Raw genomic sequence first — 25,819 nt, 5'->3', positions numbered from 1 at the left:
AGCCAGATGGGGGGCTAACCCTCTTGGAGCATTTTGAGAGCCTGCTGTCTGGCGAGGTCGAGGGCTTCGGGCAGTTTTTCAGGGGCCTTGCCACCGGCCTGGGCGAGGTCTGGCCGCCCGCCGCCACCGCCGCCCACCACCGCCGCCACACTCCGCACCCATTTGACGGCGTCCAGGCCACGGTTGGTCAATTCGCGGGAAAGTCCCGCCACCATGACCACCTTCTTTTCTTCTGGATGTTTTGCGGCCAGCAGAACTGCGGTGGGCACATCCCGCCGGCGGAGCTGGTCGATAAGCTGACGCATCAGATCGGGGTCGGCCGCGGGAATCTCTCCCACAATGACGCGGACGCCATCCACGTCGATTCCCTGACTCCAGAGCTGCTCGGCCGTTACCCCGGGAGACCGCCCGCCCAACGCTACCTGTTTGCGGAGTTGCCGAATTTCTTGGAGCATGTTCTGAATTCGGGTGGGGATTTCCTGGGGTGGCACATTGAGGGCGACTGAGGCCTCCGCGATCACCCGCGACGCATCCCGCACATACTCGTACGCCTTCCATCCCGTGAGGGCTGTGATGCGGCGGGTTCCCGCAGCCACACTTTCTTCGCTGATGATTTTGAACAGGCCGATCTGGCCCGCATGATCCAGGTGGGTTCCTCCACACAATTCCTTACTGTATTCCCCCACTGAAACCACCCGCACAACATCGGGATACTTTTCGCCGAAGAGCATCATCGCTCCGGTTTTGCGAGCCTCCGCGAGGGGCATATACGCGATCTGGACGGGTGCCCCTTCCAGGACACGGCGATTAACCTCGGCTTCGATTTCTTCCAGTTCGTCGGCCTTGACGGCAGTCGGATTGGCGAAGTCGAAGCGAAGAACATCATCGTCCACCTTGGAGCCCTGCTGCTGGGCGTGTTTCCCCAGCACTTTTTGAAGCGCGTAATGAAGCAGGTGCGTGGCCGTATGGGCACGCCGGATGCCCTGGCGACGGGCGGCGTCCACCCGAGCCGTAACCACGTGGCCGAGCGCCAGCCGGCCCTCTCGCAAGTGGCCGTAGTGCACGGGAAAGCCGCTTTCCATCTTGGTATCGATGACCTCGAACCACAGCCCTTCGGCAACGAGTTCTCCGCGGTCCCCGACCTGGCCACCCATCTCGCCGTAAAATGGCGTCTTATCGAGGATAACAGCAATGGGCTGGCCATGGTCCTTTTCTTCCACTGCATCGCAGAGTCGCCCGGCGGCAATCAGACCGATGATCTTGGCATCGGGGACCTCGGTGGTTTCGTAACCCACAAAACGGCTTTCCAGACCGGCTTTTTTGAGGGAATCGAGAGGCCCCGTGTAAAACACCTCCTTTTTTTGCCCGGCTCCGGATTCGATGCCATGACGTTCCATTTCCCGACGGTAACCTTCCCAGTCGAAGGCATAATTGTGCTCCGCAGCCAGGGCTTCCAGCAATTCCGGCGGAAAACCATAGGTCTGGTAAAGCTCGGCTGCTTCGGCGCCAGATACCACACCGCGGTTGTTCCGCCGCATTTCCTCAAAGAGTCGGTCGATGCGTTCCAGGCCGGTTTCCAGGACCGCGAGAAAATTCTCCTCTTCCCCTTTGATCACAGCCTGCACCCGGGGGATTGTTTCCTGGAGTTCCGGGTAGGGATTTTTCATCATTTCCGCCACCACTGGCACGAGCTTGTAAAAGAAGGGCTCGCGAACACCCATGCGGTGGCCATCCAAGACAGCTCGCCGGATCAGCCGTCGGATGACATATCCCTGTTTGTTCGGAGAGGGGATGACGTTCTCGTGGATGGCGAAGGTGCATGCCCGGATGTGGTCTGCGATCCGCCGCAGACGCCGGCCAAAATCGGAAGAGGGATCGTACTTCACATGGCAGGCGTCGGCAGCCGCCTCCACGATGGGGCGAATAATATCAATGTGGAAGTTAGACTCCACCCCCTGAAGGACCGCTGCTGCTCGTTCCAAACCCATTCCCGTGTCGATGTTCTTGCTGGGAAGAGGCCGAAGATTGTTGGGCGGGGGGCCTACCCGATTGTACTGTGTAAACACGAGATTCCAGATTTCGACCTTACCCCAGGGGGTCTCGTAATAGATTTCGCTGCACGGCCCACAAACACCATCGGGACCCTGACTGGGAGCATTGGCAGGCCAGAAATTCTCGTCTTCCCCCATGCGGGTGACTTTATCAGGCGAAAGACCCACTTCTTTGATCCAGATTTCGGCGGCCTCGTCGTCATCCAGGTACACGGTGGCCGATATTTTTTCCGGATCGAGCCCCAGCCATTTTTTGTCGGTGAGGAACTCCCACGCCCACAGGATGGCCTCCCGTTTGAAGTAATCGCCAAACGAAAAATTCCCCAGCATTTCGAAGAAGGTGTGATGGTACGGCGTTCGGCCGACGTTCTCGATGTCGCCCGTCCGCAAGCATTTCTGGCACGTGGTGGCCCGTGTGAATTCCAGCTTGCATCGCCCAAGGAAGTGGTCCTTGAACTGATTCATCCCGGCCGGTGTGAAAAGGACGGACGGGTCCCAGCGGGGCACGAGGACGTCGCTCGGACGGCGGACACACCCCTTCGTTTCAAAGAACGTCAAGAATTTTTCGCGAAGTTCGTCGGCCTTCATGGGTAGAACGGTATCCTTCAACGGATGCGCAAAGTATGGTTGTTACGTTAACCCAGGTAGCATCGGCATTCCGCGCCAGACGGAGCCCGGTTTCCTTGAACACAATTGCATTGGAGCGGCTCGTGGTGCCTCAAACTGGTATGATACCGCCGGTTGAGAAAAGTTCGTAGGCCAACCAGGCGATCACCGCCTGTTGCCTGCCTCCTTCCCTGCTCTGCCCGCACCCGCGCTTGCCGATTTCGACCGGTAGCTGGGAAAAAACAGGAGACCTGATTCGGACGAAAAATTCGTGAAAAGTGTTCCTTCTTGGCAAACCCGTTGCCAATCGTTGCGTGCTACATTGTGATAGCGGGAGTGGCTCCGCGGAACAGGCAAAGCATAGTCCTGAGTTTATCTGGAGCTTTCCTGACATGATATTTTGGGCTGCCAATTCGAAACGGTGAATCTCTCGCCAATTCACGACTTTACCGAGTTTTGGGTTAATCTGGGAAAGGGAAACAATGCCGACGACACTCGTCACCGGAGGAGCGGGTTTTATCGGATCACACCTGGTGGAAGCGCTTGTTCAACGGGGGCACAGGGTGCGGGTCCTGGACAATCTGAGCACAGGCAATCTTGCCAATCTTGCCAATGTTAAGGACAGTATCGATTTTGTAGAGGGAGATATTTGCGACACCGCCCTGGTGGCAAGAGTCATGGAGGGAGTAGAGTACGTCTTCCATCAGGCGGCCTTGGCCAGCGTTCCACGGAGTGTGGAATATCCCCTCGACACTCATGCGGCGTGTGTCACGGGAACGGTGACGCTCCTGGATGCCGCCCGGAAATCCGGTCGCATCCGTCGCTTTGTCTACGCCGGCTCAAGCAGTGCCTACGGCGACCAGCCATTCAGTGCCAAACGGGAGACGGATCTTCCCGATCCCATCTCTCCCTACGGTGCCGCTAAGCTGGCCGGTGAGTACTACTGTCGGGCATTTTACGCCACATATGGATTACCCACCGTGGTTATTCGGTATTTCAACGTGTTTGGCCCACGGCAGGATCCGAACAGCCCCTATTCCGCGGTTATTCCGCTGTTCATCACGGCGATTCTTCGGGGACGTCGCCCGGTCATTTTTGGCGATGGGCATCAGTCGCGCGATTTTACGTACGTGGAGAACGTGGTGGATGCCAACCTTTTGGCGGCCGAAAAGCCGGGAGTGGAGGGACGTGTCTTTAATGCCGCCAACGGCAAGAGCATCACGCTTCTGGAGTTGATAGCTGCTCTCAATGAAGTCTTGGGAACCCAGGTGGAGCCGGAGTTCGCCCCGCCCAGACCGGGAGATATTCGCGAGAGCATGGCCGATATCACCCTGGCCCGCCGTCTGCTGGGATACGAGCCACGAGTAGACTTTCGGGAGGGCCTCCGCCGCTCGGTGGAATACTATCGGCAAATCTGCCAATAGTGGGATCGCAGGCGAATACCACTGCCGGGGGCAACGGCCCGGAGCGGTCCGTGGGTTCAAGAGCGTTGGTCAGAACGCCGTGCCCGCCTTGGCCCGGGGCGGTTGTCGCGGCTGGAAGATTTCGCTGACGGCTCCGGTGGACTGCCGAATGACTTCACCCTCCTTGGGCTTGGCTCGAAAATCAGCCGGATTGGCTCCCGGTCCGAATCGCACCACGTGCGTCTCCCGCTTGTAGCCGATACGTCGGAGCAATTCCCGGACCGAGATCCGTTGAACCGCCATTTCATCAGCCCGTTTGAGCATATCGGACCGGGCCTGGATCACAGCGACATTGGTTCCCTCCGGTGGCTCGGTCCCCACCACAATATAGTCGGTGTCGGCCGTGATCTGACCGTGAAGATTTCCTTCGTCGTCGAGCCAGGCATCCACCACCCCGTTGCTCTGCCGAATGATGCTGATGAGCAGCTCCTGATCGCTCCGCCCGTCATCGTCGATATCGACGAAGTTGGTGATGGCGAAGCGCCGGCGATCTCCTGGAGACCAGATGAGCGTGCTGATCACGTCTCCCGGCATGATGGGATCGCTTACTTTGTCGTCGATGATGCGGGCTTCGGCGAGGTGCGGCCCCCGAATCGCCGTCACTTCGATGCCGCCTTTGCGTTCTGCGTCAGCAATATTCAGTGTATTTCCGGGAAAGACCGCAAACGTCGTTCCTACCGACAACCCATCGGCTTCTCCCAGATTGATCCACACGGTGCCCAGTTGCTGATTCACCCATTGAATGCGCCCATCAGGTGTTTCCAAACGTGGATTCTTGGTGGCCTCCAGCTCCTTGGTACGCACTTGCAAGAGCGCAGAAACCGTGCGGATGCGGCGATCAAAATCTTTCTTGGCGGCATCCAGTTGGGCCAAAGCGTCCTGGGCTTGCTGCTGGGCCTGGGTGACCCGCTTTTGGAGGTCGTCGCGAGCCTGGAACGACGCCTGGAGGTCGGCCGTGAATTTCTGACGCTCCTGAGTGAGAGTGGCTTCCGCTTGATCGGCCCGATCTTTCTGCTGCGCAATCAACGGAGCCTTGCTCGCCTCAAGTTGAGCGATCTTAGCCTCGGCATCCCGAAGTTTCTGCTCGGTTGCCACAAGTGTAGCACTTTTGGCCTGGAGAGTTTTGAACAGGTGATCCAGCACGGTGCGATAGTTTTGCTGGGAAGGATCGAGATCCGCACCGTAGGTTTCCAGTTCCTGCTTGGCCGTCTGGGTGATTTTGTCCATCGGGTCGGTGGTGCTGAAACCAAGGATGGTCTTCAGCGTATTGAGGTCGGTTTGAGCCGAACGCGCTGCATCATTAGCTTTGGCGGCCTCCTCCAAAGCTGCCTGGGCCTTCCGGTATTGTTCGTCATACTGGCGGAAAAACAGATAGGTGAAAACGGCCAGCAAGAGCGTCAAAATGACGAACGTGATCAAGGCGATTTGCAGCCCTTGGTTCTCACGTGCCATGACAAGCTTACTCCTCGACGTCCTGGATGTTAGGGAGTGCCTCGCTCAGGATTTCGCGCCCGGCCGATGCCCACCGGCGTTCCAACCGCGACCCCGAAAAAGTGGGCCTGGAAACCTTGGCAATTTGGGTAATGCAAGCCTACGTCGATTCTAAACAGCCCGGTATAATGTGTCAATCAAAAGCCGCGCCGGAAGAGTTCGGCTTGTGCGACGAGTCGCTTTTTCATCTCTTTTGACGAGGCTTTCCCTGTTATTGATTATCGCTCCTCTCTCAATTATAACCCCTGGTGGCGTGGCTGTCAGCTATGGCGCCGCTGGGGACCGGGCTTCGGTCGGCCTGGGAAGGACTACCATAGCTCGCATTGGCCGCGGGGCTTCGGTTTCCATCGGACCTGGCGGCGGGAGAAAAACGAACACTGACATTTCGCGTGACGTGCTCCGGCGGACAGGCTGCCGTTCCTGAATTGACCCCCTGGACACCGCAAAGCCTGCTGCGTGCTGCCCGGGAAGTCCGGCCAGGTTGGGCGCAGCGGTAGGTGTCCCTGTAGTACCGAATCAAGCCTCATGATGACCTGCCTGGTGCCGAGGAACGGAGGCTGGCTGCCCTGTGCCCGATTGTCGTACAGGAACAAGAAACTGTCATGGTTCTCTGGAGGTGTCGCATGGCTCACCGTTATCGTCGCTACATGCAACGCGCTTGGTTGTGTATGATGTGGGGCCTGCTCTTAGCAGTCGCCTGGGGCCGCGCACTGTCCGCAGTCGGAGTCGAAAACGGAGAAACTGGTCGGCAGGGGCCAGCTACCCACGTGGGTCAGGACGGAAACGCCTGGGTGCTGGAAAACGCGTTTCTGAAGGTGGTTCTCGAACCGCAATCGGGCGCGTGGGAAGTTCTCGACAAACGGGTCGGCCACAAATGGAGCTCAGTGGTCGAAGAGCCCAAGCGGCGCGAGGTGCTGAGAAATGTTCAAAAGGTGGAAAACGATGCGATTTCCTGCGAAACGACCCTCTTCTGGAGAGACAACAAGCCCTATTCGGGAACGGTAACCCTTCGGCTGCCAGCGGATTCCGCCGATCTTTTCATGACGGTGGATATGCCCGACCGCGAAGTTGCATTTTCCAACCAGCGATTCTGGACACCTCTTTTCTACAGAAGTGAGCATGGGGTCATCGCCATCGCGGATTACTGCAATGGACACCTTTATCCCGTGACGGAAGAGCAACTGCCCCGGCGGTGGTTCAACACGTCGCGGTTGGATATGCCCTGGGTGGGCGTTTGTGATCTTCCAACGGGCGTCGGTTACATGATCCTGGTGGAAACCAGTGATGATGGATACGTCGAACTTCGCAAAGTTCAAAAAGGCGATCAGTTTGCGTGGGTGCCGAGCATCGGCTGGTCGCCCAGTATGGGCAAGTTCAGTTATCCCCGGAAGCTGATCTGGCATTTCGTGGACAAAGGTGGGTACGTGGCCCTGGCCAAGCGCTATCGCGCGTACGCGCAGGAATTGGGTTTGATCGTCCCATTCTCTGAAAAAGTGAAAGCAAACCCGGAACTAAAGCGGCTGTTCGGCGCTCCCGACGTGTGGGGCAACGCCAATTTGCAGTTTGCCCAAGAGGCCAGGCAAGCGGGAATCAGGCGGCTTCTCGTGCAGGGTCGCATGCCGCCCGACCAAATGCGGCAGGTGAATGAACTGGGTTACATCACCAGCGAATACGACAATTACACGGACGTCCTTCCCGTGGACAGCGAAGACAAGATCGACCGTTCCCACGATTTCGTCCCTCAAAATGTGGTTCTTCAGGCCAATGGCGAGAGAATGAAGGCCTGGCTGACATTCGATAAGAAAACCCAGTTCATGAAGCGATGCCCCGCCCTTTGGGTGCGCACAGCGCAGCGGGATATCCCCAAGATCCTTGCGGAGTATCCTTTTCTGGGGCGATTCATTGATGTGACCACCGCTGAGGACCTCTATGAGTGCTACGACCCCGCTCACCTTCTCACACGAGCACAGAAGCGGCAATGCGGTGTGGATCTGCTCCATTATGTCCGCTCGCTCAAACTCGTGGTGGGTGGCGAACACGGCATCTGGTGGGCGGTACCCTATGTGGACTACTTCGAGGGGATGATGAGCTGCAATGCTTACTTCTCCTGGCCGGCCGGGCATTTGATTCCCCCGAAGAGCAAGGACGAAGCGTTTACCAGCCCCTGGGGCGATAAGCTTCCACCGTGGAGTGAATACGAACGCTGGGGCATCGGACACCGCGAACGCGCACCACTTTGGGAACTCGTGTTTCACGATTGCGTCGTGACGACATGGTATTGGGGCGATTCGAGCGATTTTCTCCTCCAGGCGGCTCCAGAAATTACGCCCAAAAAAGATGCCTTTAACGTTTTGTATGGGACCATTCCGCTTCTGTGGGCGGATCGGCGTCGCGGTTCATGGCTGAATCACCGGGATGTCTTCCTGCGGACCTACCGCAATACGTGTATTCTCCATGAGGTCATCGCGGGCACCGAAATGCTTAATCACGAATTCGTTACCGAAAACCGCGATGTTCAGCGAACAACCTTCTCCGATGGCACGGTTGTGATAGTCAATTTCGGCAGCGAGCCTTATGAGCTTGCGGTGGATGGCGGCAACAAGTACCTTCTTCCGCAGAACGGGTTCTATGTGAAAGGCCCCCGAATCGAACAGATCCGGGGGCTGGAGAATGGTCGGATCGTCACCACTATTCGCACCGCGGATTACGAACACCGCGAGGAAGAATGATTTCCCCTTGTTAACCCGAGATGCCAATTTCCCCGACTTCCCCTTGGGCTGGCAAAACCGGTAGCGACGGGTTTTGTCGCGAGGATGATTCCGAAGGACTCGGTGCCGGCGGCAGATTGGCGGGAGCCTGAGGCAACTCCTGGGCAGGCGGCGCCATCGGCGATTCGGGCATGGGGGCCGGAGGTGTCTGTTGCTCCTGCCCATCCAGCGCCGGTTGGGGCGGTGCGGCTGGCGGGAGTGACTGCGATTTTTCCGGCTCTCGTTTGAATGGAGAAGCCGGCGGAGCAGGCTGCGGGGCCTCAGCCGGGGTCGGCGCCGGGGATTGCGCCTGGCCACCTTGAGATTTCTGAACCGTTTGCAGCTGCGTCAGAATAACCCCGGCCGTCGGGTTCCGACGCATCTCCCAACCGCCGCCCAGCGCTTTGTACACAGCAATGAGGTTGAGAGCCACTTTTCCTCGGGACTCCGCCAGGGCGTCCTGCTGCTGCACCAGTGCTCGCTGCGAGTCGATTACCCGCTGAAAGTCGATGAGCCCCTGTTGATACTGCGCGACGGCCAGTTGGGAGGCCTGGGCGGTGGCCTCGGTGGCCTGCTCCAATGCCCGCAGCCGGCGCTGCTCCATGAGGAATGCTGTGATCATATCTTCCGCTTCCTCGGCCGCACGCAGCACCGTTTCCTGGTAACCCAGAATTGCCTGCCGGAATCGGGCGTCTTCCATGAGCACGTTGTTACGAATGCGGCCATAGTTGAGAATGTTCCACCGAAAGCCCGGACCAATCATGCCCGTGAAGGCACTTGAACCGAACAGATCACTGAAGTTCTCTGCCTGCCAGGCCAGTTGGCCGGTGATGGCAATGTGGGGATAGAATTCGGCCTCAGCCACGCCAATTTTTGCGCACTGGGCGGCCGCGAGCCGTTCAGCGCGTCGCACATCCGGACGGCGGCGGAGCAGATCAGCAGGAATGCCGACGACCACATCAGGCGGAACTGTGGGAATTTTTCCTTGGGCGCCCAGAATTGGGTCCAGGTCCTGCGGGGGCTGTCCGAGCAGAGTGCACAGTCGGTTCTCTGCCACCCGCCGCATCGACTCCAACATGGGAATCATGGACTCAGTGTTTGAGAGGATTGCCTGGGCCTGATGCACGTCAAGCTGGCTCACGATTCCCTGCTCGAATCGCGCCCTGGCGATGGCCAACGTGTCCCGCTGAAGGGCTACGTTCTTTCGCGCAAGATCGAGACGCTCATCCAGTTCCCGGAGCTGAATATACGTGGAAGCTACCTCGGCCTGCAATAGAACGAGCGCTGCGTTGTAGTCTTCCTCCTGCGCCTGCACATTGGCCTCCGCAGCCTCGATCATCCGCCGATAGCGTCCCCAAAAGTCCAGTTCCCATGAAGCCGTCAAACCGCCCAGCCAATCGTCATAAGCCATCTTAAAACCAGGGATCTGGGAAAACTTTGACACAGGGAACGCTTCATGGCTCATCTGGGTCCGCATAAAGGAGCCGATCGCCTGCTGTTCTTGCGGCAGGAGATAGCCTCGTGCTACGCCCAGTTGGTATCGGGCCTCCATGATCCGCCACGCGGCAATTTTTAATGGCAAGTTTTCCTGATATGCGGTGTAAACGAGCTCGTTAAGAACGGGATCGTTAAATACCGTCCACCAATGGGCATAGTCGACGTCACCCGTTGCTTTCACCGACGGGTCGTTGCTGTCGATCCACGCTTCGCCAACCTCCGCCGAGGGAGGGCAATAGTCGGGCCCGACCTTGAAGCCTTTATGCCACCAATCCCTCAAACTGGTGGAACAGCCACCTCCCGCAATCAATAGCAAGGTAGCAATAGCGATGAAGACCGGAATCCCAGATCGTAGTCCTTTGCTCCTGGCTGAGTTGGCGGGTCTCCAGCTTCGGTATCCTGCTGATTTTAGTTTTCTGGGTTGCGTGTTCCCCATAGAAATCCCCCTGGCAAGCTAGCTAAAAAAGCCGCGTACTTAACATTTCCTGTGGAGTTTCCTCGGCACAGCCCGAATCGTTATCAAGGCCAAAAACTTCGTCAGCGGTGTTGCTTTAGTTAACTTCGGAAAAATCACGAAGCGCGGTTAGGAATAAACTGACAAGTTATGATGTTGACTGATCGGTCAATGGAATCTACGATTGGTTTAGATACATGAACTCTAGTTAAACTTCTGTCGTATCAGTCTAAGAACGATCATTTGCGGTGAACCACCGAAGAGACCTGTAGACGGATTGCGGGCTCGGCCGGTGATCCCGGCGCGCTAAAGACCGGCGACGCTAGTATCCGCGGGAATTTGGAGTGCCTTGGGAAATTTTCCTCGCGTCTTTGCGCTGTAGAAAAGATTCGCCACTGGAGAGGGATTCATGCCACCAAGCCTGTCTGAAAAGTGTCGTGAACTCGCCATCTCCGTCATGAAAGACGGGATCAGCCAGGCCGCGCTGGAGGTGCTCAAGCAGCACGGCTATGAAGGACTCACCATGGACCGCGTGGCCGAAGTCGCAGGTGTGGCCAAGGGGAGCATCTATCACTATTTCCGCAACAAACAAGAGCTTGTGACTCACGTTTTCGAGCAATTCATCGAGCCGGCCATTCAGGCGGGAGAAGAGATCGTTCAGAAAGCCTCTCCCGCTCTGGAAAAACTCGAGGCCATGGTCCGCATGTGGCTGGAGTATTTCTCGCAACATCGATCTTTGTTCGACTTTCTGTTCCGTGATCCAGCCGTCCGAGAACTTTGCTTTACGTCGCAAAGGGCCAAGCGAGGCCTGGCCATCGAGCGCTTTCGGACGATCGTTCAACAGGGCATGGAAGAGGGCGTTTTTCGATCGATCGACCCGGTGATTGTGGCGGAGATGATCATCGGGGCCCTGCAATTCGTGATTGAACGCCAGCTCGAAACAGGGGAAATTCGCCCCATTGATGAGAGCGTCCAGCGGCTCTTGGACGTTTTCGTGCACGGTATTGGCTCGAGGGGTGGTCAAATTGTTCCACCGGGCTGATGGAGTCTCGGCTGGGCGGGTGTCCACCGGGGAGAAGGTCAGTTGATCGCCGCGAGGTATCTGGGGGGCAATGATTTGACGCACGACGAGACGATTATGCGGAGGCGGAAGTGGCGGTATTTCTCGTGAAAGTTCATCCGGGAGGATGAGATATGACTCGCCAGAAAATGTGGCAAAACGTGATCAGCCTGGGAATAGCGGCCCTGGTTGTCGCCGCGGGGGTGGTGATCGCTGCCCTTTCCGGTTGGATGTTCGGCGAAGAAAAGGGGCCCCAAGGGCCGGGGGCCTTTGCAGGAAGTGAGAGTGCTGCGGAAGCTCGGAATGCTGTACCAGTGATTGTGCAGCCTGCTCGGACGATGGTCTTTGAACAGCGAGTCGAGGTGGCCGGGAACATTCTTTCGAAGCGTTATGCCCTCGTTTCCGCCCGGATACCCGGCACGCTGGACGCTATCTTTGTGGACGAGGGGGATTTCGTGGAGGCAGGGAAGACCAAACTCTTCCAGACCGACTCCGTGAAACTGACGCAGGCAGTGGCCATCGCCCAGGAACAGGTGACGGTGGCGGAATGCTCCGTGCGGGAAAAAGAGGCTCTTTTGGAAAAGACGCTGGTGGCGAAGGAAGTGGCCGAGGCCGATTTGGCCCGCTACAGAGACCTGTCGCAGCAAAGTGCGGTTTCCCGCCAGATGGTGGAGCACCAGGCAGCGCAGGTGCGACAGTTGGAGGCCGACATACGTCATGTGCGAACCCTCATTGAGTTGTCCAAAGCACAGCTTGAACAGGCCCGACTCAATCTCAAAATCGCCGAGAAAGATCTTGCCGATTCACTCGTGATTGCCCCAGTTTCAGGCCGCGTGTCCAGGCGAATGAAAGAGCCGGGTGAGATGGCAGGGGCCGGGGAGCCCGTCCTCCGCATTGACGATCTGTCGCTCGTGGAGGTGAGTATCTTTGTGCCGTACGAGTATTATGACGAGGTGGTGGTCGGACAAACGAAAATGCGCGTTCGGGCGGCAGGTCGTGATCTGGGCGAATTGCCCGTCAGTTTCAAAAGCCCTGTCATTGAACCGCGCCTGCGGACCTTCCAAATTAAGGCGCTCCTCCAATCGCCACCACCGGAAGTTGTACCCGGCTGCCTGGCAGAGGTCACGCTCGTGCTAGCTTCCCGGCAAGGTTTGGGTGTTCCCGCCTCGGCTGTTCAGCACCGCGGAGGCCGTAACGTCGTGTTCGTAGTGGCGGACGGAAAAGCCAAAGCAGTGCCCGTCGAATTGGGGTGGGAAACGGAAGGCTGGCGCGAGATCCGTGCGGGGCTGTCGGCGGTTGTCCCCGTGATCACCACCGGCCAGTCGCTCGTGGATGATGGGACACCGGTCCGGATTCTCAAGGAGGCAGGCCCATGAGGATTGCCGATTTTGCTGTTCGCCGACCCGTCGCCACAAGCTGTTTGATCATTGGGCTGACGCTCCTCGGGCTCAACGCCTTCCGCAAAATGGGCCTGGAGCTGATGCCCAAAATCGACATCCCGTACATCACAGTCGTCACAGTCTATCCTGGCGCGTCCCCTGAAGAGCTGGAAATCGACGTGGCCAAAAGGATCGAGGACGCTGTGTCCTCGATCGAGGGGCTGAAGCACGTTTCTTCCGTGTGCATGGAGAACGTGTGCCAAACGCTGCTGGAATTTGAGATGGGTGTGGATGTGGACATCGCGGCCACGGACGTCCGCGAAAAAATTGACCTCATCCGCTCCGAACTGCCCGAAGACGTCGAAGACCCGATCATCCAGAAGTTCGACATCAACGCCAAGCCCGTGGCCACAATGGCGCTTATCGGTGATGTGCCCATCGACGAACTTTACGACTACGCGGACAACGAACTTCGCGACCGGCTCACAGTGATTCAGGGTGTCGCCGATGTGCAACTGATCGGCGGTGCCAAGCGGGAAGTCCATCTCGAACTCGACCGTGACAAGCTCGCCGCCCGGGGGCTGACGACGATGGACGTCGTCAAAGCTGTGCAGGCAGGCGTGAAGACGATTCCGGCAGGTCGGATCCGCGAGGGGGACACCGAATACTCCGTGAAATTCGATGCAGATTATGAGACCATTGCCGGCCTCAATGATCTGGAAATCGCCAATCAGGAGGGCCGCCGCTGCTATTTGCGGGACGTCGGTCGGGCGATTCTGGCGACGGAAGAAGTGCGTCAACGGGCAACCTTGGACGATAAGCCCTGTATTGCCATCAAGGTTGTAAAAAAGGCCGATGCCAATGCGGTGGCTGTCGCCAACGCCGTGAAGAAGGCGATCGACCGGCTCAATCAGGAACTTCCTGCCGGGATGAAACTCGTCTGGGTGTCAGACGATGCAACATTCATCGAGGCCATGAACGCGGATGCCTGGAAAAACGTGGGCATCGGCATTGTCCTCACTGCCGCGATTCTCTTCTTCTTCCTTTATGAAGTTCGCTCGCTTCTGATCGTTTCCATCACGATGCCGCTGACCATCGTTATCGGCCTGTTTTTCATGCAGGCGGTTGGTTACACGCTGAACACTTCTACCCTGATCGCGATCGGACTTTCGGTGGGGATTCTCGTCACCAACTCGATTGTGGTTCTGGAAGCGATCATCAAAAGGCTGGATGAGTTGGGCGATCCCAAAGAGGCGGCACGTTTGGGCGCCAACGAGGTTTTCATCGCGGTCCTGGCCAGTGCCGTGACCAACGTGGTGGTGCTTTTCCCCTTGGCCGTGATGAAGACCCGCGTGGGACTTTTCATCGCTCCTTTGGCGATGACGATGTTCATACTTACTCTGGTGTCACTGTTCATTTCGTTCACGTTGACACCAATGCTGTGCTCGCTCATCCTCAAGCCGCGTACCGGCCAGCGGCGATCTGTACTGCGGCGCCTGGGGGAGGGCTTTGACCGCGTTCTGGCGGCCAATGTGGCCGTCTATCGTCGGTTTCTCAAGTTTACCGAGCATTATCCGGTCGTCGGTGCTCTCGTGCTTCTCGCCGTTGTAGGTATGCTGGTTCACTCTTTCTGGGTGGCGGGAAAGTTGGGAACGGGTTTCTTCACCGAAACCGACCGCGGGGAGGTCTATGTCCGCCTGGAGTTCCCCACTTATTACGATCTAGCAGCCACAACCGCGAAAATCCAACAAGCTGAAGCCCGCTTGAAAGATGTTCCCGAACTGAGACATATTCTCACCACGATTGGCAAGGCGGAAGCGGTGCTGGGGCAATCCAGCGAGGGTGTGTATCTCGGGCAGATGTTGCTAGTTTTCTCCCAGCGGACGGAGCGGAAACAAACGATTTATGATTTGATGGATATCGTCAACCGCCGACTGCAGAATTTCCCAGACGCTCGTGTCGTGGTCAGTCAAGCATCGCTGATCGGTGGTCAAAGCACCCCGGTGGAAATGGAGATATCCGGCCAGGATCTGCGGGAGCTGGACCAACTGGCGCTGGCCAGTCTTCGGGTGGCAAGGGAGATTTCCGGCGTGCTTTCACCCGATACGTCTGTGCGGGACCCCAAGCCGGAAATCCGCATCCGGCCGCGACGTCCCATCTTGGCTGACATTCAGTCGCCCGCGGTGGGATTGGGATTAACTCTCCGCGGCAATCTGGAAGGCATTAAAGCGGGAACCTTCAAGTCACGGCAAACGGCCCGCAATTACGACATCGTCGTCAAATTCAAAGAGGAACAGGGTAAGGAGCAGGTGGCCGGCTTTATGTTCCCCGGTGCAGAAGGCCATGCGGTCATTCTGGCCACCCTGGGAACCGTGGAAGAACGTCGGGTTCCCATTCAGATCGTCCGCAAAGATAAGCAGCGAATCGCAAAGGTGACGGCTCAACTGGCTCCCGATCTCCCGCTGGGCAAGGCTGCCCAGCTTATCAGTCAAGCCGTGGACCGGAACGTGCAAATGCCGCCGGGTTATCGGTATAGCTTTGGTGGAATCTACGAAACCATGCAGGAGGGATTAGGCGGGCTGTTTGAAGCCTTCATCATTTCGGTCGTGCTGGTGTTCCTCGCACTGGCGGCGATCATCGAATCATATGAACGCACCTTCCTCGTGTTGGTCACCGTGCCCCTGGCGCTGATTGGAACGTTCTGGGCGTTGGGATTGACAGGGCAAAGCCTCGATATTTTCGCAGTGATGGGCATCGTCATGATGACCGGAATTGTGGTCAACAATGCCATCCTGATCATCGACCAATTCAACGTCCTCCTGGCCCAGGGGGTTCCCCGTCATGAGGCCATGATTCAGGCAGCCTGCGATCGTTTTCGGCCGATCGTGATGATCACGCTGGCCGCTGTCCTGGGCATGCTGCCGCTGGCGCTGGGACGAGGTATTGGAGCGGAACCGCGCGTCGGTGTGGGGGTGGCCACCGTGGGGGGAATTCTTGTCTCCGGGGTCCTCACACAAATTGTCATCCCGATCCTGTACGACGTGGCGACGCGAAGAGGAAGCGATTCGCGTCCGGCTAATGCGTGAGGTGCCTGACCTGGTAACACACTTGGGTTGATCGAATTACTCGAAAAGAAACCGGTAAGAGTCGTGTACGTGGGCCCGCCGGGACGGCCGCCGGAGATTGTGGGAGGGTCTCCCGCCTGACAAGGGCTCCGACGAACCTTCCAGGGCATCGCCTTCCTGAATCCTCGCCAGCCGTTCCCGAATCTTTTCGGTGTACTGGGGAGACAACTCGAATCCCAAAAACCGCCGCCCCAGCTTTTTCGCGACGGCCAGCGTGGTCCCGCTTCCCGCAAAGGGATCCACCACCAGTTCGCCTGGTCGGCTGCACGCCCGGATGATCCGACCCAGGAGTTGCTCCGGCATTTGGCAGCCGTGAAAGCCCTGCCGTTCCCGAAACGTCCCGCACACGCGGGGAAAGTACCAGGTGTCTTCGTCCGCCTGAAAGCCCTCTGGTAGATCCTGCGGTCGAAGAATCCACGTGTCGTCAGGGATCCGTCCCTTGGGATGAGCCCGCTTATCCGCGTACACCAATTGTCGGGCGGACGGCACCCGAATCTCCTCGGCATTGAACGTAAATCGCTTGGGGTCTTTCACCCAGTACAGAAGATGCGTGTGGGAGCGGGTGAATTTGTTCTGACAATGGACCCCGAACGTGTAATACCACACCACCCAGTTCCGCAACACGAGGCGGTGCGCCCGCTGGATCATCACTTTGAGCTCGGCCACATATTCATCGCCAATCGCCAGCCAGAATGTGCCATCGGGCTTGAGGATGCGGGCGACCTCGTGAGTCCAGCGCTCGCACCAGTTCAGGTATTCTTCGTCGTCCAGCTCGTCTCGGTAAATGTCGTACTGGTAACCGATGTTAAAAGGGGGATCTGCGAAGACGAGGTCCACCGTGCCGGAGGGAATGCGCTGCATGCCTTCGATGCAGTCCATGCAGTAGACCTCGTTTTCTACCAGATCTGTCATGGGAGCTCGTTGCGAATTGGCTTTCAGGGAGTCGCGGAGAGGATTCGATTCTGCTTGTCCACATGGACAATCCGCGGTGTGATCCCCTTTGAACTACCATCATCCACCACCCAATAAGAAAGGATGATGACCGGATCACCCTTGGCCCCCAATCGGGCAGCCGCTCCATTGAGCGCGACCACACCGGAATCCGGTGGACCTTCGATCACATAGGTGATGAGGCGCTCCCCGTTATTTATATTGAGCACGTGGACCTGCTCTCCGGGGAGGAGATCGGCGGCCTCCATGAGACGGCGGTCGATGGTGATACTCCCCTCATAGTCGAGGTTCACCTCGGTCAGCGTTGCCCGATGGATTTTCGATTTGAGCATCAACCTTTGCACGGGAGTCGTTCGCGGTCGTTACGAAAGTCAAAGGACGTACAAAGCACTTCCCTGCAACGTGGCAGAGCGAATGCCGGTCCCGTCCCGCCAAATAAGAGACATCCTCATGTATTGTAAACCACCCCTTGGGATCGGGGCAGCCCCAGGCGCGCAGTCAGGATGATGGCGCGCAAATGCTGATCAATCGGTGATCGTACGAAACTGTCCTGGTTTATCGGTTTGTCCATTTGTTTCAGAGGGCAGATGAGGCGAAGTTGTACTCTCAAAAGCCAGCTCCCTTCGGTGGTATTGGCAAGCCGGGAATGCAGAATAGAGTTCTGCAGCCTAAGAAACACTGTGGGTGGGAGGATAAAGTGGGTTCTCAACCGATTGGGGCACTTATGACTGACCTGCCTGTTTGGACGCCGAATGCATTTCTGGAAATGGAGCGCAGTCGTGGGCTGGGGACAGACTTTAGGAGCAGGGCTGTTGCCTGGGAGGAAGAGAAAAAGCCTGCATGGTGGCCGTATGTTCGGGGTAGGTAGAAGGGCGGCCGAACTGTTCGTACTCACTCGCCTTCGCGAAGTTCCCGAAGCTGCCGCTTGTATTCGTCACGCTCCCGTCGGGTCGCTTCCAGGTCGAAAAGGAGATATTTCATGTCCAGACGCAGTTCCGCGAGGGCATCCTGAACAAGGGAGAGAATCTGCCGACGGCGGCGGGTAGCATCCACCACTTTTTCAAACGCCGGTCGAACGACCTCGCGATACGGGGCCGGAAGTCGCTCGATGGCGGCGGCCAGTTCCTGAAGTTCCGCCGGAATCGTTGTGCTGGCATCGGTGGTTCGGGCTGGTTGCGGCTGCGTCATTGTTGCGTCTCCCATCAGGTGTTCGGTCAGCTCTGCCATGATCTCAACGCAGCCCCGACGCCAATCCCCATTTCAGACCCCGATGCGGAGCGCAACATACTGTTCTGTAATGACTTTCTGCAAGTTGACCATCCTTCGTGATAAGCTCGCCCGTTGCCAAAACGCCACAAGTGGACTGGCAGAAAACATCGGGTGTTGCTAAAAACAACACACCGCGGGAATCGCCGCAAAGCGATTTGCACGCTTGGCAGTGTTTCGAGGTGCTGTCTTTTTGACTGCGCACAAACGCGGGGTCGGGTGACGGGTGGTCGCCAGTTCGGTATGCCCTGTGTAGTCACGGATGACCTGGGCAGTTTTCAGGATAGTTTCGCACCGATTTCAATTTCCCCGGCCAGAGACGCAGGGGAATACTTTTTCTGCGCCCGTAAGAGCGGTTACCAGGAACAGCATCATCGGGGAGCGACCGACTGACCCGAGATACTCAGGCTGCCAACGGTGGATTTGGGCGGCAACGGGGCTGCTTTGGCTGATTGGTTGGGGATTGATCTCGCCAGCCCTGGCGCAGCAAATCGGGCCGATTTGGACCTTCGCGGGCGGCGACGTCCGGATCCGCGAAGTGGTCCATCGGGTTGAAGCCGGAACCGGATCGGCACCATACGAGCAACTCGTCATCGAGGCAGGCACCGGGACGGCGGCGTATTATTTCTGCTCGGTGAAGCCCGCACCGGTCATTGCTGAGCTGCGAGTCCGCTTGCCCGTGTGGGCTAATCGGCCTGGGATTCAGCTGTTTTTGTCCGTTGTTCTGCCCCGGGTTTCGCATCCCCAGACGGGTTTGCCCCTTTCGCTTCTGGTGCCGGGAACACAAACGCGAGTCGCCGGCCAGTGGGAATGGCTGACGGTCTCGGACGTCCCCGCGGGACTGGAACGTGAAGCTCGCACTATCCGACTCCAAATTCGCCAGGAGGTGGATCTCCGTGAGGCGTACGTGAACGGGGTGGTCTTGAATGTTTACGGTGGTCCGGGAAGGACGCAGCTTCTCATCGGCCCAATTGAATGGACGGGATATCTTCCGGGACAAGTTGTGGGAGAGAAGCCGGCGGCTTCCCGCCCGGTTTCGGCGAGCGGTGAGTTCGGTTTTGGCCAAAGCCTCCCACAATGGATGAATACGGTGAGTGGGGGCGTGACCACCGCGACCTGGTCGGAGCCTGCGGGAGATGCTGTGCCCCAACGACCGCTCGTAGAAATGGCGGGAAACGTGCTCCGAGTCCAGGGGCGGCCGTTTTTTCCCCGAGCACTCGAATACCAGGGTGAACCCTTGGACCTGGTCAAGACATTGGGCTTCAATACCCTGTGGATACGCGGCGCCGTCAGCCGGGATCTGCTTCTGGAAGCACGCCGACAGGGCTTGTGGGTGATCCTGCGTCCTGATGAAACGCTCTTACCTTCTGCCGGGGCTGGCGGGCGCACCATCGGGGCTGACTTCGATGGAGTACTGGCCTGGGACTTGGGAACACAAACCAGTCTCTGGGAAGTTCAAACCCTTCAACAACGCGCAGAAACCCTGCGAGGTCTGGATCCATCACCAACCCGCCCGTTGATTGCGGAACCCCTCACGGACTTGCTCCGCGCGAGTCGCGCGGTGGACGCGCTTCTGGTCGGTCGCGGACCCTGCTTCAGCGAAATGGAGTTTTCCGACTACATCGTCTGGTTGCGGAGCAGAAGTCTTTTGGCTCGTCCGGGCACACCTATCTGGGTTACAGTCCAGACCCAACCCGATCCCGCGGTGTGGCAGCAGTGGCAGCACGCAGGTGCTCCGGCGCAGCGTCTTGACTGCATTCCTGCCGATCAGGTGCGGCTTTTGACCTACCTTTCCCTAATAGCCGGGGCAAGGGCAATTCTGTACCGCTCGCACTCATCCCTTGCGCAAGCCGACGATGCAACCCGGGAGCGGCGTCTGACGCTGGAGCTCATGAATCGGGAGCTGCAATGGATTGAACCTTTTCTGGCAGGGGGACAGTTTCTCGCCTTGGTGCCCAGCAATGTGCCGGAAATCGTGGGGGCCCTGTTTCGGGCGGAGCGGGCGCGGCTTCTCGTGCCACTTTGGTTGGGGAAACACGCCCAGTATGTGCCCGGCCAAGCCGCCGTCGATGAAGTCACGTTTGTGGTGCCCGGTGTGCCCGAGTCGAGCACTGCCTACCTATTACTACCGGGATCGCTGGAGCCGGTGAACTCTGATCGTGTGGCGGGTGGAACGCGGATCACCCTGCGAGAATTTGGGCCTACTTCGCTCGTCGTGCTCACCCAGGATCCTGTCGTACTGAATTACGTTATGGACCGCGCGAGAAGCGAGGGCCCCCGCGTCGTCCAACTGGAGCGCGAGCTGGCCGATTTCACTTTCCGCAATGTCAAGAGTGTCCACGACCAACTCATTCGAGAAGGCCCTTTTGTCCCTCAGGCGGAAGCGTGGTTTCGGTTGGCCTCCGAGGAACTCGCGTCTGCGGACCGAGCGGCTTCGGCGGGCGATAATGCCGCGGCTTTCCGCCATATTCATCGTGCTTTGCGGCCGTTACTTCTTATTCGGCGGATCGATTGGGAAAGCGTGATCCCGGCTCGCGACCCGATCGTGACCTGGCCGCTGGCCACCCGATTTGACACACTTCCCTGGCTTCGTCGTTGCCAGGAACAACTCAATTCCACGGTGTGGAGTGACAATCGGCTCCCCGGCGGCGATTTTGAGTCCGCCGAGCAATTGGCGGCGATGGGCTGGGAACCGTTTCAACACGGGATGGAAGGCATTGCCGCCTCCGCAGAGGTCACCACTTCTGCCGCACATTCAGGACGAATGGGTCTCCTTCTCAGTGTTCGGGCGACGCAACCGCACGCGGGGCAGGCCCACGTGGAATCCCCGCCCCTTTGGCTCCATTCCCCACCGGTGGCGGTACAGCCTGGGGACTGGGTGCAAATCGAGGGGTGGGTTTTCATTCCACGGCCGATCACGGGAAGTGTGGATGGCCTGATGATCGTGGATTCACTGGGGGGCGATACGCTGGCCCACCGCATCAGTCAGACAACCGGATGGCGTTCTTTCCGAATGTACCGGAGGGCGGGCGAAGGGGGCACCGTTCGCGTCAGCTTTGTCCTTACAGGGGTAGGCGAGGTGTGTATCGACGACGTAGGAGTGCGGACGATTTCGGCACCATCTCCTCAGTCTCCTGCGTCTCCGTCCGAAGCACCACTCGTTCCCGTGGTTCCTCCGTCGCGTCAGGATCATTCCAGTTCCGGCCCTCTGGCGCGCTTGCCATTCCTCAACGGTCTGATGGGAAATTCGCCAGCTCCCTGACCAACCACGGATCTGCGTCAGGTGCCCGCGACCAACCCCGACCGGTGTGCGGTCCAAATGGAACAGTTGGGCCTCCTCAGGCCCATTCGAGCAATTTTCCACCGGCGTTATTCGATTATTGAGTAAATACTGGCTGTGTTTCATCTTTTGAAATCTCATGACAACGGTTAAGATGAAGCATGGGGCCGCTGGAACGGGGCTGACACAAAACTGACCATTGTCCGCAATCTTCTGAGATTGCGTAGCCATCCTCTGAAGTTAAAGGGGCGCCACGGGATATAAAGCAGTTCACCAATGATTTGAGAACACACCTCCGCAGATATTGCGGGGTGAACCTTTTTCGGCTGCCGGGTCGTTTCGTGTCACAACGACGTGATGAGACACCTGATCGATCATGCCCCTTTACGTCTTTCGCGCGTCAATGGAGGCGTTGGGGTATTTACGCCTTGCAGATTGCACTCACAGGGGTCATCGTTTGGGCCCTGTGGCGTGCTGGGAAAGAGGCCCTGGGAGAACTGCGGCAACTTGGTGAGCGGGGGATCTCTTTACGGGTGTCTTGGGGATGGTGTGTGGCTGCGGGAGTGTGCTACGCCGCGAGTCTCCTGCCCGCGGCCTGGTTCTGGGAGAGGGTCTTGCGGTCCGCTCAGCAGAAGGCGTCGTTCGGAAAAGTGCTCCGTGCGTACCTCGTGGGACAAATCGGTAAATACGTGCCGGGCAAGGCCTGCGTGGTCATTGTGAGAACTGCGCTTGTGGCGGGGAATTGTGTCCAGCCGGTCATGGCGGCCGCCAGCGTTTTTGTGGAGACACTCACAATGATGTCGGTGGGGGCGGCGCTGGCCACGCTGTATTTGATCATCAGAGTTCCATCCAATTCAAGTTTACTGTGGACATCGATTGCTTTGGCTATCGTGGTCACAGTTCCCACCCTTCCTCCTTTTTTCAAGCCCATTCTGCGGCTGCTGGCCGTACGGGGCAATCGGCCGGAGGTGCTGGCCGCTGTGGATCGCATCAACTTCGTACAACTGTGGGAAGGCTGGGCGGCCATGCTTTTACTCTGGATCGGGTTCGGAGCAAGCCTGGGGTTGGTCTTACGGGCCATTGAACTTCCCGGATTTGTGTTTGCCCCGTCAGGAAGCGCGATCCTGGGGGCGATCCCACCGCTGGTGGCCTCGGTGGCACTCGCCACGGTGGGCGGATTCCTGATTCTTTTTTTGCCGGGCGGATTGGGAGCCCGCGAACTCATTCTTGCCGCAGTCCTCGCGCCTTACCTTGCATCTCGGTGTCTGGTGGGGGGGAACGTCTCGGGCGAGGTGGTCGCGCTTGTGGCAGCGGTGATGCTGAGATTGGTATGGCTTGCTACCGAGATCATTCTTGCCCTGGTCATGTGGTTACTGCCGTATGTGGCGGGGATGTTTCGAGGAATCCGACCGGCAATTGAGAAATCATCTTCACCCCTCGCGAAGTAAGAACAAGCAACAACAGACATGGGTGGCGAGCTTTCCATTGTGATTCCTCTGTTGAATGAGGCGCAAAGTCTCCGGCAACTTTATGCCGAGATCACAGCCGTCTGCGGGGCAGAAGGGCTCGACGCTGAAATTATCTTCGTCGATGACGGTTCTACTGATGGAAGCTGGGAGGTGATCCGCGAACTGGCGGCCGCCGATCCCCGAGTGCGTGGCCTGCGGTTCCGGCGGAATTTTGGAAAAGCCGCGGCGCTTACGGCGGGGTTTTCTCGGGCGACCAAGCCTCGCGTGATGACGCTGGACGCCGACCTTCAGGACGATCCTCGCGAGATCCCGCGTTTTTTGGCAGAACTGGAAAAAGGCTGGGATCTCGTAAGCGGTTGGAAAAAAGTGCGTCACGACCCCTGGCACAAGGTCTGGCCCTCCCGCGTGTTTAATTGGTTGCTCGGGAAAATGTCGGGCGTGTATCTTCATGATCACAACTGTGGCATGAAATGTTACCGCCGGGAAGTGCTCGACGAAATTCACATCTATGGTGAGCTCCATCGGTTTATCCCGGTTCTGGCAGCAGCGCGGGGCTTTCGCGTGACGGAGATACCTATTCATCACCGCCCGAGACAATTCGGAAAGTCCAAGTACGGGGCGGCACGCTTCGTGAAAGGGTTTCTCGATCTACTGACCGTCAAATTTCTGACCGGTTTTGGACTTCGCCCCCAGCACTTTCTCGGAACTTTTGGACTGATCTCCGGTGCGCTGGGAGGATTTATTCTGGTCATCCTGGCCGCCGAATGGTTTTTCTCTCGCGTCATCCCGGGGGCAGAGGTCGTCAACTTGCGGGACCGGCCCCTCGTCATCTATTCTGTAGCCCTATTGCTCCTTGGTGCCCAGCTCATCAGTGTGGGATTTCTCGCCGAATTGCTCACCGCCTACCACGTGAAGCAGGAAAGAACGTACTCGCTGGCTGAAGAGATCGGCGGCACGACTGGATCTGGAAACTGAACCCGCTTACACACGAGACCTGCCGCCCTGTTTGGATCGCAGAGTCGACGCATTTCATCACGTGGCGTGAAACGACGTAACCAATCGCCGTTTCCCACATTGCCTGGGCTTTCGAATGGGTCCTGGGCACTTCTTACAAAAGGCGAGTCAAACCCGGGAAAGATGTCGTTCCAGTGCCCGCATCTTTTTAACGGTGGCTTATGCGGATTATCCTATACAGTGGAAGGGAGCAGGTGTTTTTGCACAGCCAACGTGCTGGCTCCCCCGTGGAAGGCTGCGTAGAAACTGAGCGGGGTATTGCCGTGATCCTGCCGGTCATCGCCTGGCACATTCGGACGCGAGCGCTTGCCAATTGTGGTGGCGACGCCTTCCTTGGTGAGTGAAACGAATAGCCAAAGATTATCGCACTGTTTCGCGGAGATTCAATGAACGTTGAGCATAGGGTCAATACCGCGGGTAACTTCGATGTCCGGATCGGCTGCACCATTCAGATGGTCCTGGCCGCCGGGGTGATGCTGGGGCGCATTGTCGCGGTGGACTCCGTAGATGTCTATCAGTTGGAGCGCCAGCGACTCAACGAGATTCCCCACCGACTCGAAGAAAGACGTGCCGAATTGCAGCAGCGGGGGATCAGTCCGGAAAAGATCGAGAGAGAACTCGAACGCATCGAACGTGCCCTCAAAGAGGCCGCCGCTTTGAGACGGCCGTTTCTGAGTGCGAACGATCGTAGCCGATGGTGTACAGTTCGCGCTTTGGTGGAACCCGACATGCGGGTGCCGGGGGCTCCCTATGCCATCGACCGCGTCATTCAGGAACGATTGTGGGACACCATCGATATGGTGAAGCACGACGGGCATCTCTATTCCAGTAAGCCCCCTCTGTTTGCGACACTCGTGGCCGCGGAATACTGGGTCCTCTACCACGGATTTGGCCTGACCCTTGCGGACTATCCTTATCAGGTGGCCTGGGTTGTGCTTATCACGTTCAACTGGCTTCCCATGCTCATTTACTTCTGGAGTATTCAGCGCCTTGTGGAGCGGATGACCGCCAACCCATGGATTCAGCTCTTTGTGATAGGAAGTGCGTGTTTTGCTACGTTTCTTACGACGTTTGTCAACACACTCAATAACCACCTGCCCGGTGCTGTGTGCGCTGCCGTGGCTATGGAGCTGACCGCGAGAATTGTGTCGGATGGTCATCGTCGGTGGTGGCTTTTTGCGCTGCTGGGAGTTGTCATGGCCCTGGGTGTGACGTTCGAGCTGCCGTCGCTTGTTCTGTGGTTGTTACTTTTGCTTATCCTCGTGCGATTCGTGTGCAAACCAGTGCTGATATGGTATCTGATTGGCAGTGCCGCCGTGTTTGCCGCTTTCTTCTACACGAATTGGCTGGCGCACGGGACGATCTCACCCCCGTATGCACATCGATCGGGCGGACCAGGCGAGAACTGGTATGACTATGAATATGAAGTCCGCGGACGAAAAATCGACAGCTACTGGCGCAATCCGGTGGGCATTGATAAGGGAGAAGAATCCCCGTGGGTGTATGCGTTCCATGTGCTCGTCGGGCATCACGGGATTTTCTCGCTCACGCCGCTGTGGCTGTTGACGCTCGCAGGGTGCTGGTGGGGATTGCGATCGTGGCACCGACCGGAGGAAAGGCTTGTTCTGCTGGCTATCGTGGTGGTTTCCGTGATATGCATCGCCTTTTATATTCTTCGTCCTCAGGCGGATCGAAGTTACGGTGGGATGACGTGCTGTTTCCGCTGGGCCCTGTGGCTGATCCCGCTTTGGTTTTATGGTATGGTTCCTGCCCTGGAGCGGCTTGCCTCCACAAAATGGGGACGTGGGTTGGCGCTGTTTCTGGCTGCTGCATCAGCAATGTCGGCAGCCTATCCCACCTGGAATCCCTGGACGCATCCCTGGCTTTACCAGTGGTTGGAATCCGCCGGGTGGATCAGCTACTGAGCCCCTAGAATGAGAGCTGGATGGACAATCAGCCACATCGC

The 25,819-nt window shown here is 57.9% G+C and carries 15 protein-coding genes; 9 read left to right on the top strand and 6 right to left on the bottom strand.

Translation table 11 applies throughout. The features are described 5' to 3' along the window. Positions 1-14: 14 nt before the first annotated feature. Positions 15-2,639, bottom strand: a complete 2,625-nt coding sequence (gene alaS, locus ABJK56_RS14865; RefSeq protein WP_347245454.1) for an alanine--tRNA ligase — start codon at positions 2,637-2,639, stop codon at positions 15-17. A 500-nt stretch (positions 2,640-3,139) separates the two neighbouring features. Here alaS and ABJK56_RS14860 point away from each other — a divergent pair, with 500 nt between their 5' ends. After that, positions 3,140-4,081 (top strand): SDR family oxidoreductase, encoded by a 942-nt coding sequence (locus ABJK56_RS14860; protein ID WP_347245453.1) that lies wholly within the window; start codon positions 3,140-3,142, stop codon positions 4,079-4,081. Positions 4,082-4,150: 69 nt separating this feature from the next. Here ABJK56_RS14860 and ABJK56_RS14855 read toward each other — a convergent pair whose 3' ends face one another. Further along, complete coding sequence (locus tag ABJK56_RS14855; protein ID WP_347245452.1) at positions 4,151-5,572, bottom strand: hypothetical protein; 1,422 nt, start codon at positions 5,570-5,572, stop codon at positions 4,151-4,153. Positions 5,573-6,234: 662 nt separating this feature from the next. Here ABJK56_RS14855 and ABJK56_RS14850 point away from each other — a divergent pair. Next, entirely contained in the window at positions 6,235-8,340 is a 2,106-nt protein-coding gene (locus ABJK56_RS14850; protein WP_347245451.1) for a glycoside hydrolase, read from the top strand. 10 nt (positions 8,341-8,350) lie between these two features. Here the strand turns inward: ABJK56_RS14850 and ABJK56_RS14845 are convergent, their stop codons facing one another. Next, positions 8,351-10,135, bottom strand: coding sequence for an efflux transporter outer membrane subunit (locus ABJK56_RS14845; protein WP_347245450.1), 1,785 nt, complete (start codon positions 10,133-10,135; stop codon positions 8,351-8,353). Between the two features lie 583 nt (positions 10,136-10,718). Between ABJK56_RS14845 and ABJK56_RS14840 the strand changes: the two genes are divergently transcribed. From ABJK56_RS14840 to ABJK56_RS14830, 3 genes are all read left to right on the top strand, one after another. Next, complete coding sequence (locus ABJK56_RS14840) at positions 10,719-11,351, top strand: TetR/AcrR family transcriptional regulator (protein WP_347245449.1); 633 nt, start codon at positions 10,719-10,721, stop codon at positions 11,349-11,351. Between the two features lie 152 nt (positions 11,352-11,503). Beyond that, positions 11,504-12,745, top strand: a complete 1,242-nt coding sequence (locus tag ABJK56_RS14835; protein WP_347245448.1) for an efflux RND transporter periplasmic adaptor subunit — start codon at positions 11,504-11,506, stop codon at positions 12,743-12,745. Next, a complete protein-coding gene (locus ABJK56_RS14830; protein WP_347245447.1) occupies positions 12,742-15,834 on the top strand; it encodes an efflux RND transporter permease subunit in 3,093 nt (1,030 codons plus the stop codon). The genes ABJK56_RS14835 and ABJK56_RS14830 overlap by 4 nt, the downstream gene beginning before the upstream one ends. A gap of 36 nt (positions 15,835-15,870) precedes the next feature. Here ABJK56_RS14830 and ABJK56_RS14825 read toward each other — a convergent pair whose 3' ends face one another. The 3 genes from ABJK56_RS14825 to ABJK56_RS14815 all read right to left on the bottom strand — a co-directional run bounded on the left by ABJK56_RS14825 (position 15,871) and on the right by ABJK56_RS14815 (position 18,012). Continuing rightward, positions 15,871-16,785 (bottom strand): site-specific DNA-methyltransferase, encoded by a 915-nt coding sequence (locus ABJK56_RS14825; RefSeq protein ID WP_347245446.1) that lies wholly within the window; start codon positions 16,783-16,785, stop codon positions 15,871-15,873. Positions 16,786-16,808: 23 nt separating this feature from the next. Further along, the gene (gene panD, locus ABJK56_RS14820) at positions 16,809-17,156 is read right to left on the bottom strand and encodes an aspartate 1-decarboxylase (RefSeq protein WP_347245445.1); all 348 of its coding nucleotides are present in this window, start codon (positions 17,154-17,156) and stop codon (positions 16,809-16,811) included. Positions 17,157-17,715: 559 nt separating this feature from the next. Next, positions 17,716-18,012: a transcriptional regulator gene (locus tag ABJK56_RS14815; RefSeq protein WP_347245444.1), complete on the bottom strand. Its 297-nt coding sequence runs from the start codon at positions 18,010-18,012 to the stop codon at positions 17,716-17,718. Positions 18,013-18,553: 541 nt separating this feature from the next. Between ABJK56_RS14815 and ABJK56_RS14810 the strand changes: the two genes are divergently transcribed. The 4 genes from ABJK56_RS14810 to ABJK56_RS14795 all read left to right on the top strand — a co-directional run bounded on the left by ABJK56_RS14810 (position 18,554) and on the right by ABJK56_RS14795 (position 25,778). Next, entirely contained in the window at positions 18,554-21,352 is a 2,799-nt protein-coding gene (locus ABJK56_RS14810; protein ID WP_347245443.1) for a hypothetical protein, read from the top strand. A gap of 446 nt (positions 21,353-21,798) precedes the next feature. Further along, the gene (locus ABJK56_RS14805; RefSeq protein WP_347245442.1) at positions 21,799-22,818 is read left to right on the top strand and encodes a lysylphosphatidylglycerol synthase domain-containing protein; all 1,020 of its coding nucleotides are present in this window, start codon (positions 21,799-21,801) and stop codon (positions 22,816-22,818) included. An 18-nt stretch (positions 22,819-22,836) separates the two neighbouring features. Further along, positions 22,837-23,814 (top strand): glycosyltransferase family 2 protein, encoded by a 978-nt coding sequence (locus tag ABJK56_RS14800; protein ID WP_347245441.1) that lies wholly within the window; start codon positions 22,837-22,839, stop codon positions 23,812-23,814. A 425-nt stretch (positions 23,815-24,239) separates the two neighbouring features. Next, positions 24,240-25,778: a hypothetical protein gene (locus ABJK56_RS14795; protein ID WP_347245440.1), complete on the top strand. Its 1,539-nt coding sequence runs from the start codon at positions 24,240-24,242 to the stop codon at positions 25,776-25,778. The last annotated feature ends 41 nt before the right edge of the window (positions 25,779-25,819 follow it).

The sequence above is a fragment of the Thermogutta sp. genome, assembly GCF_039793925.1.
Classification (GTDB): Bacteria; Planctomycetota; Planctomycetia; order Pirellulales; family Thermoguttaceae; genus Thermogutta.
The sequence above is the reverse complement of the archived record's forward strand: the minus strand, read 5'-3'. Positions and strand labels throughout refer to the sequence as shown.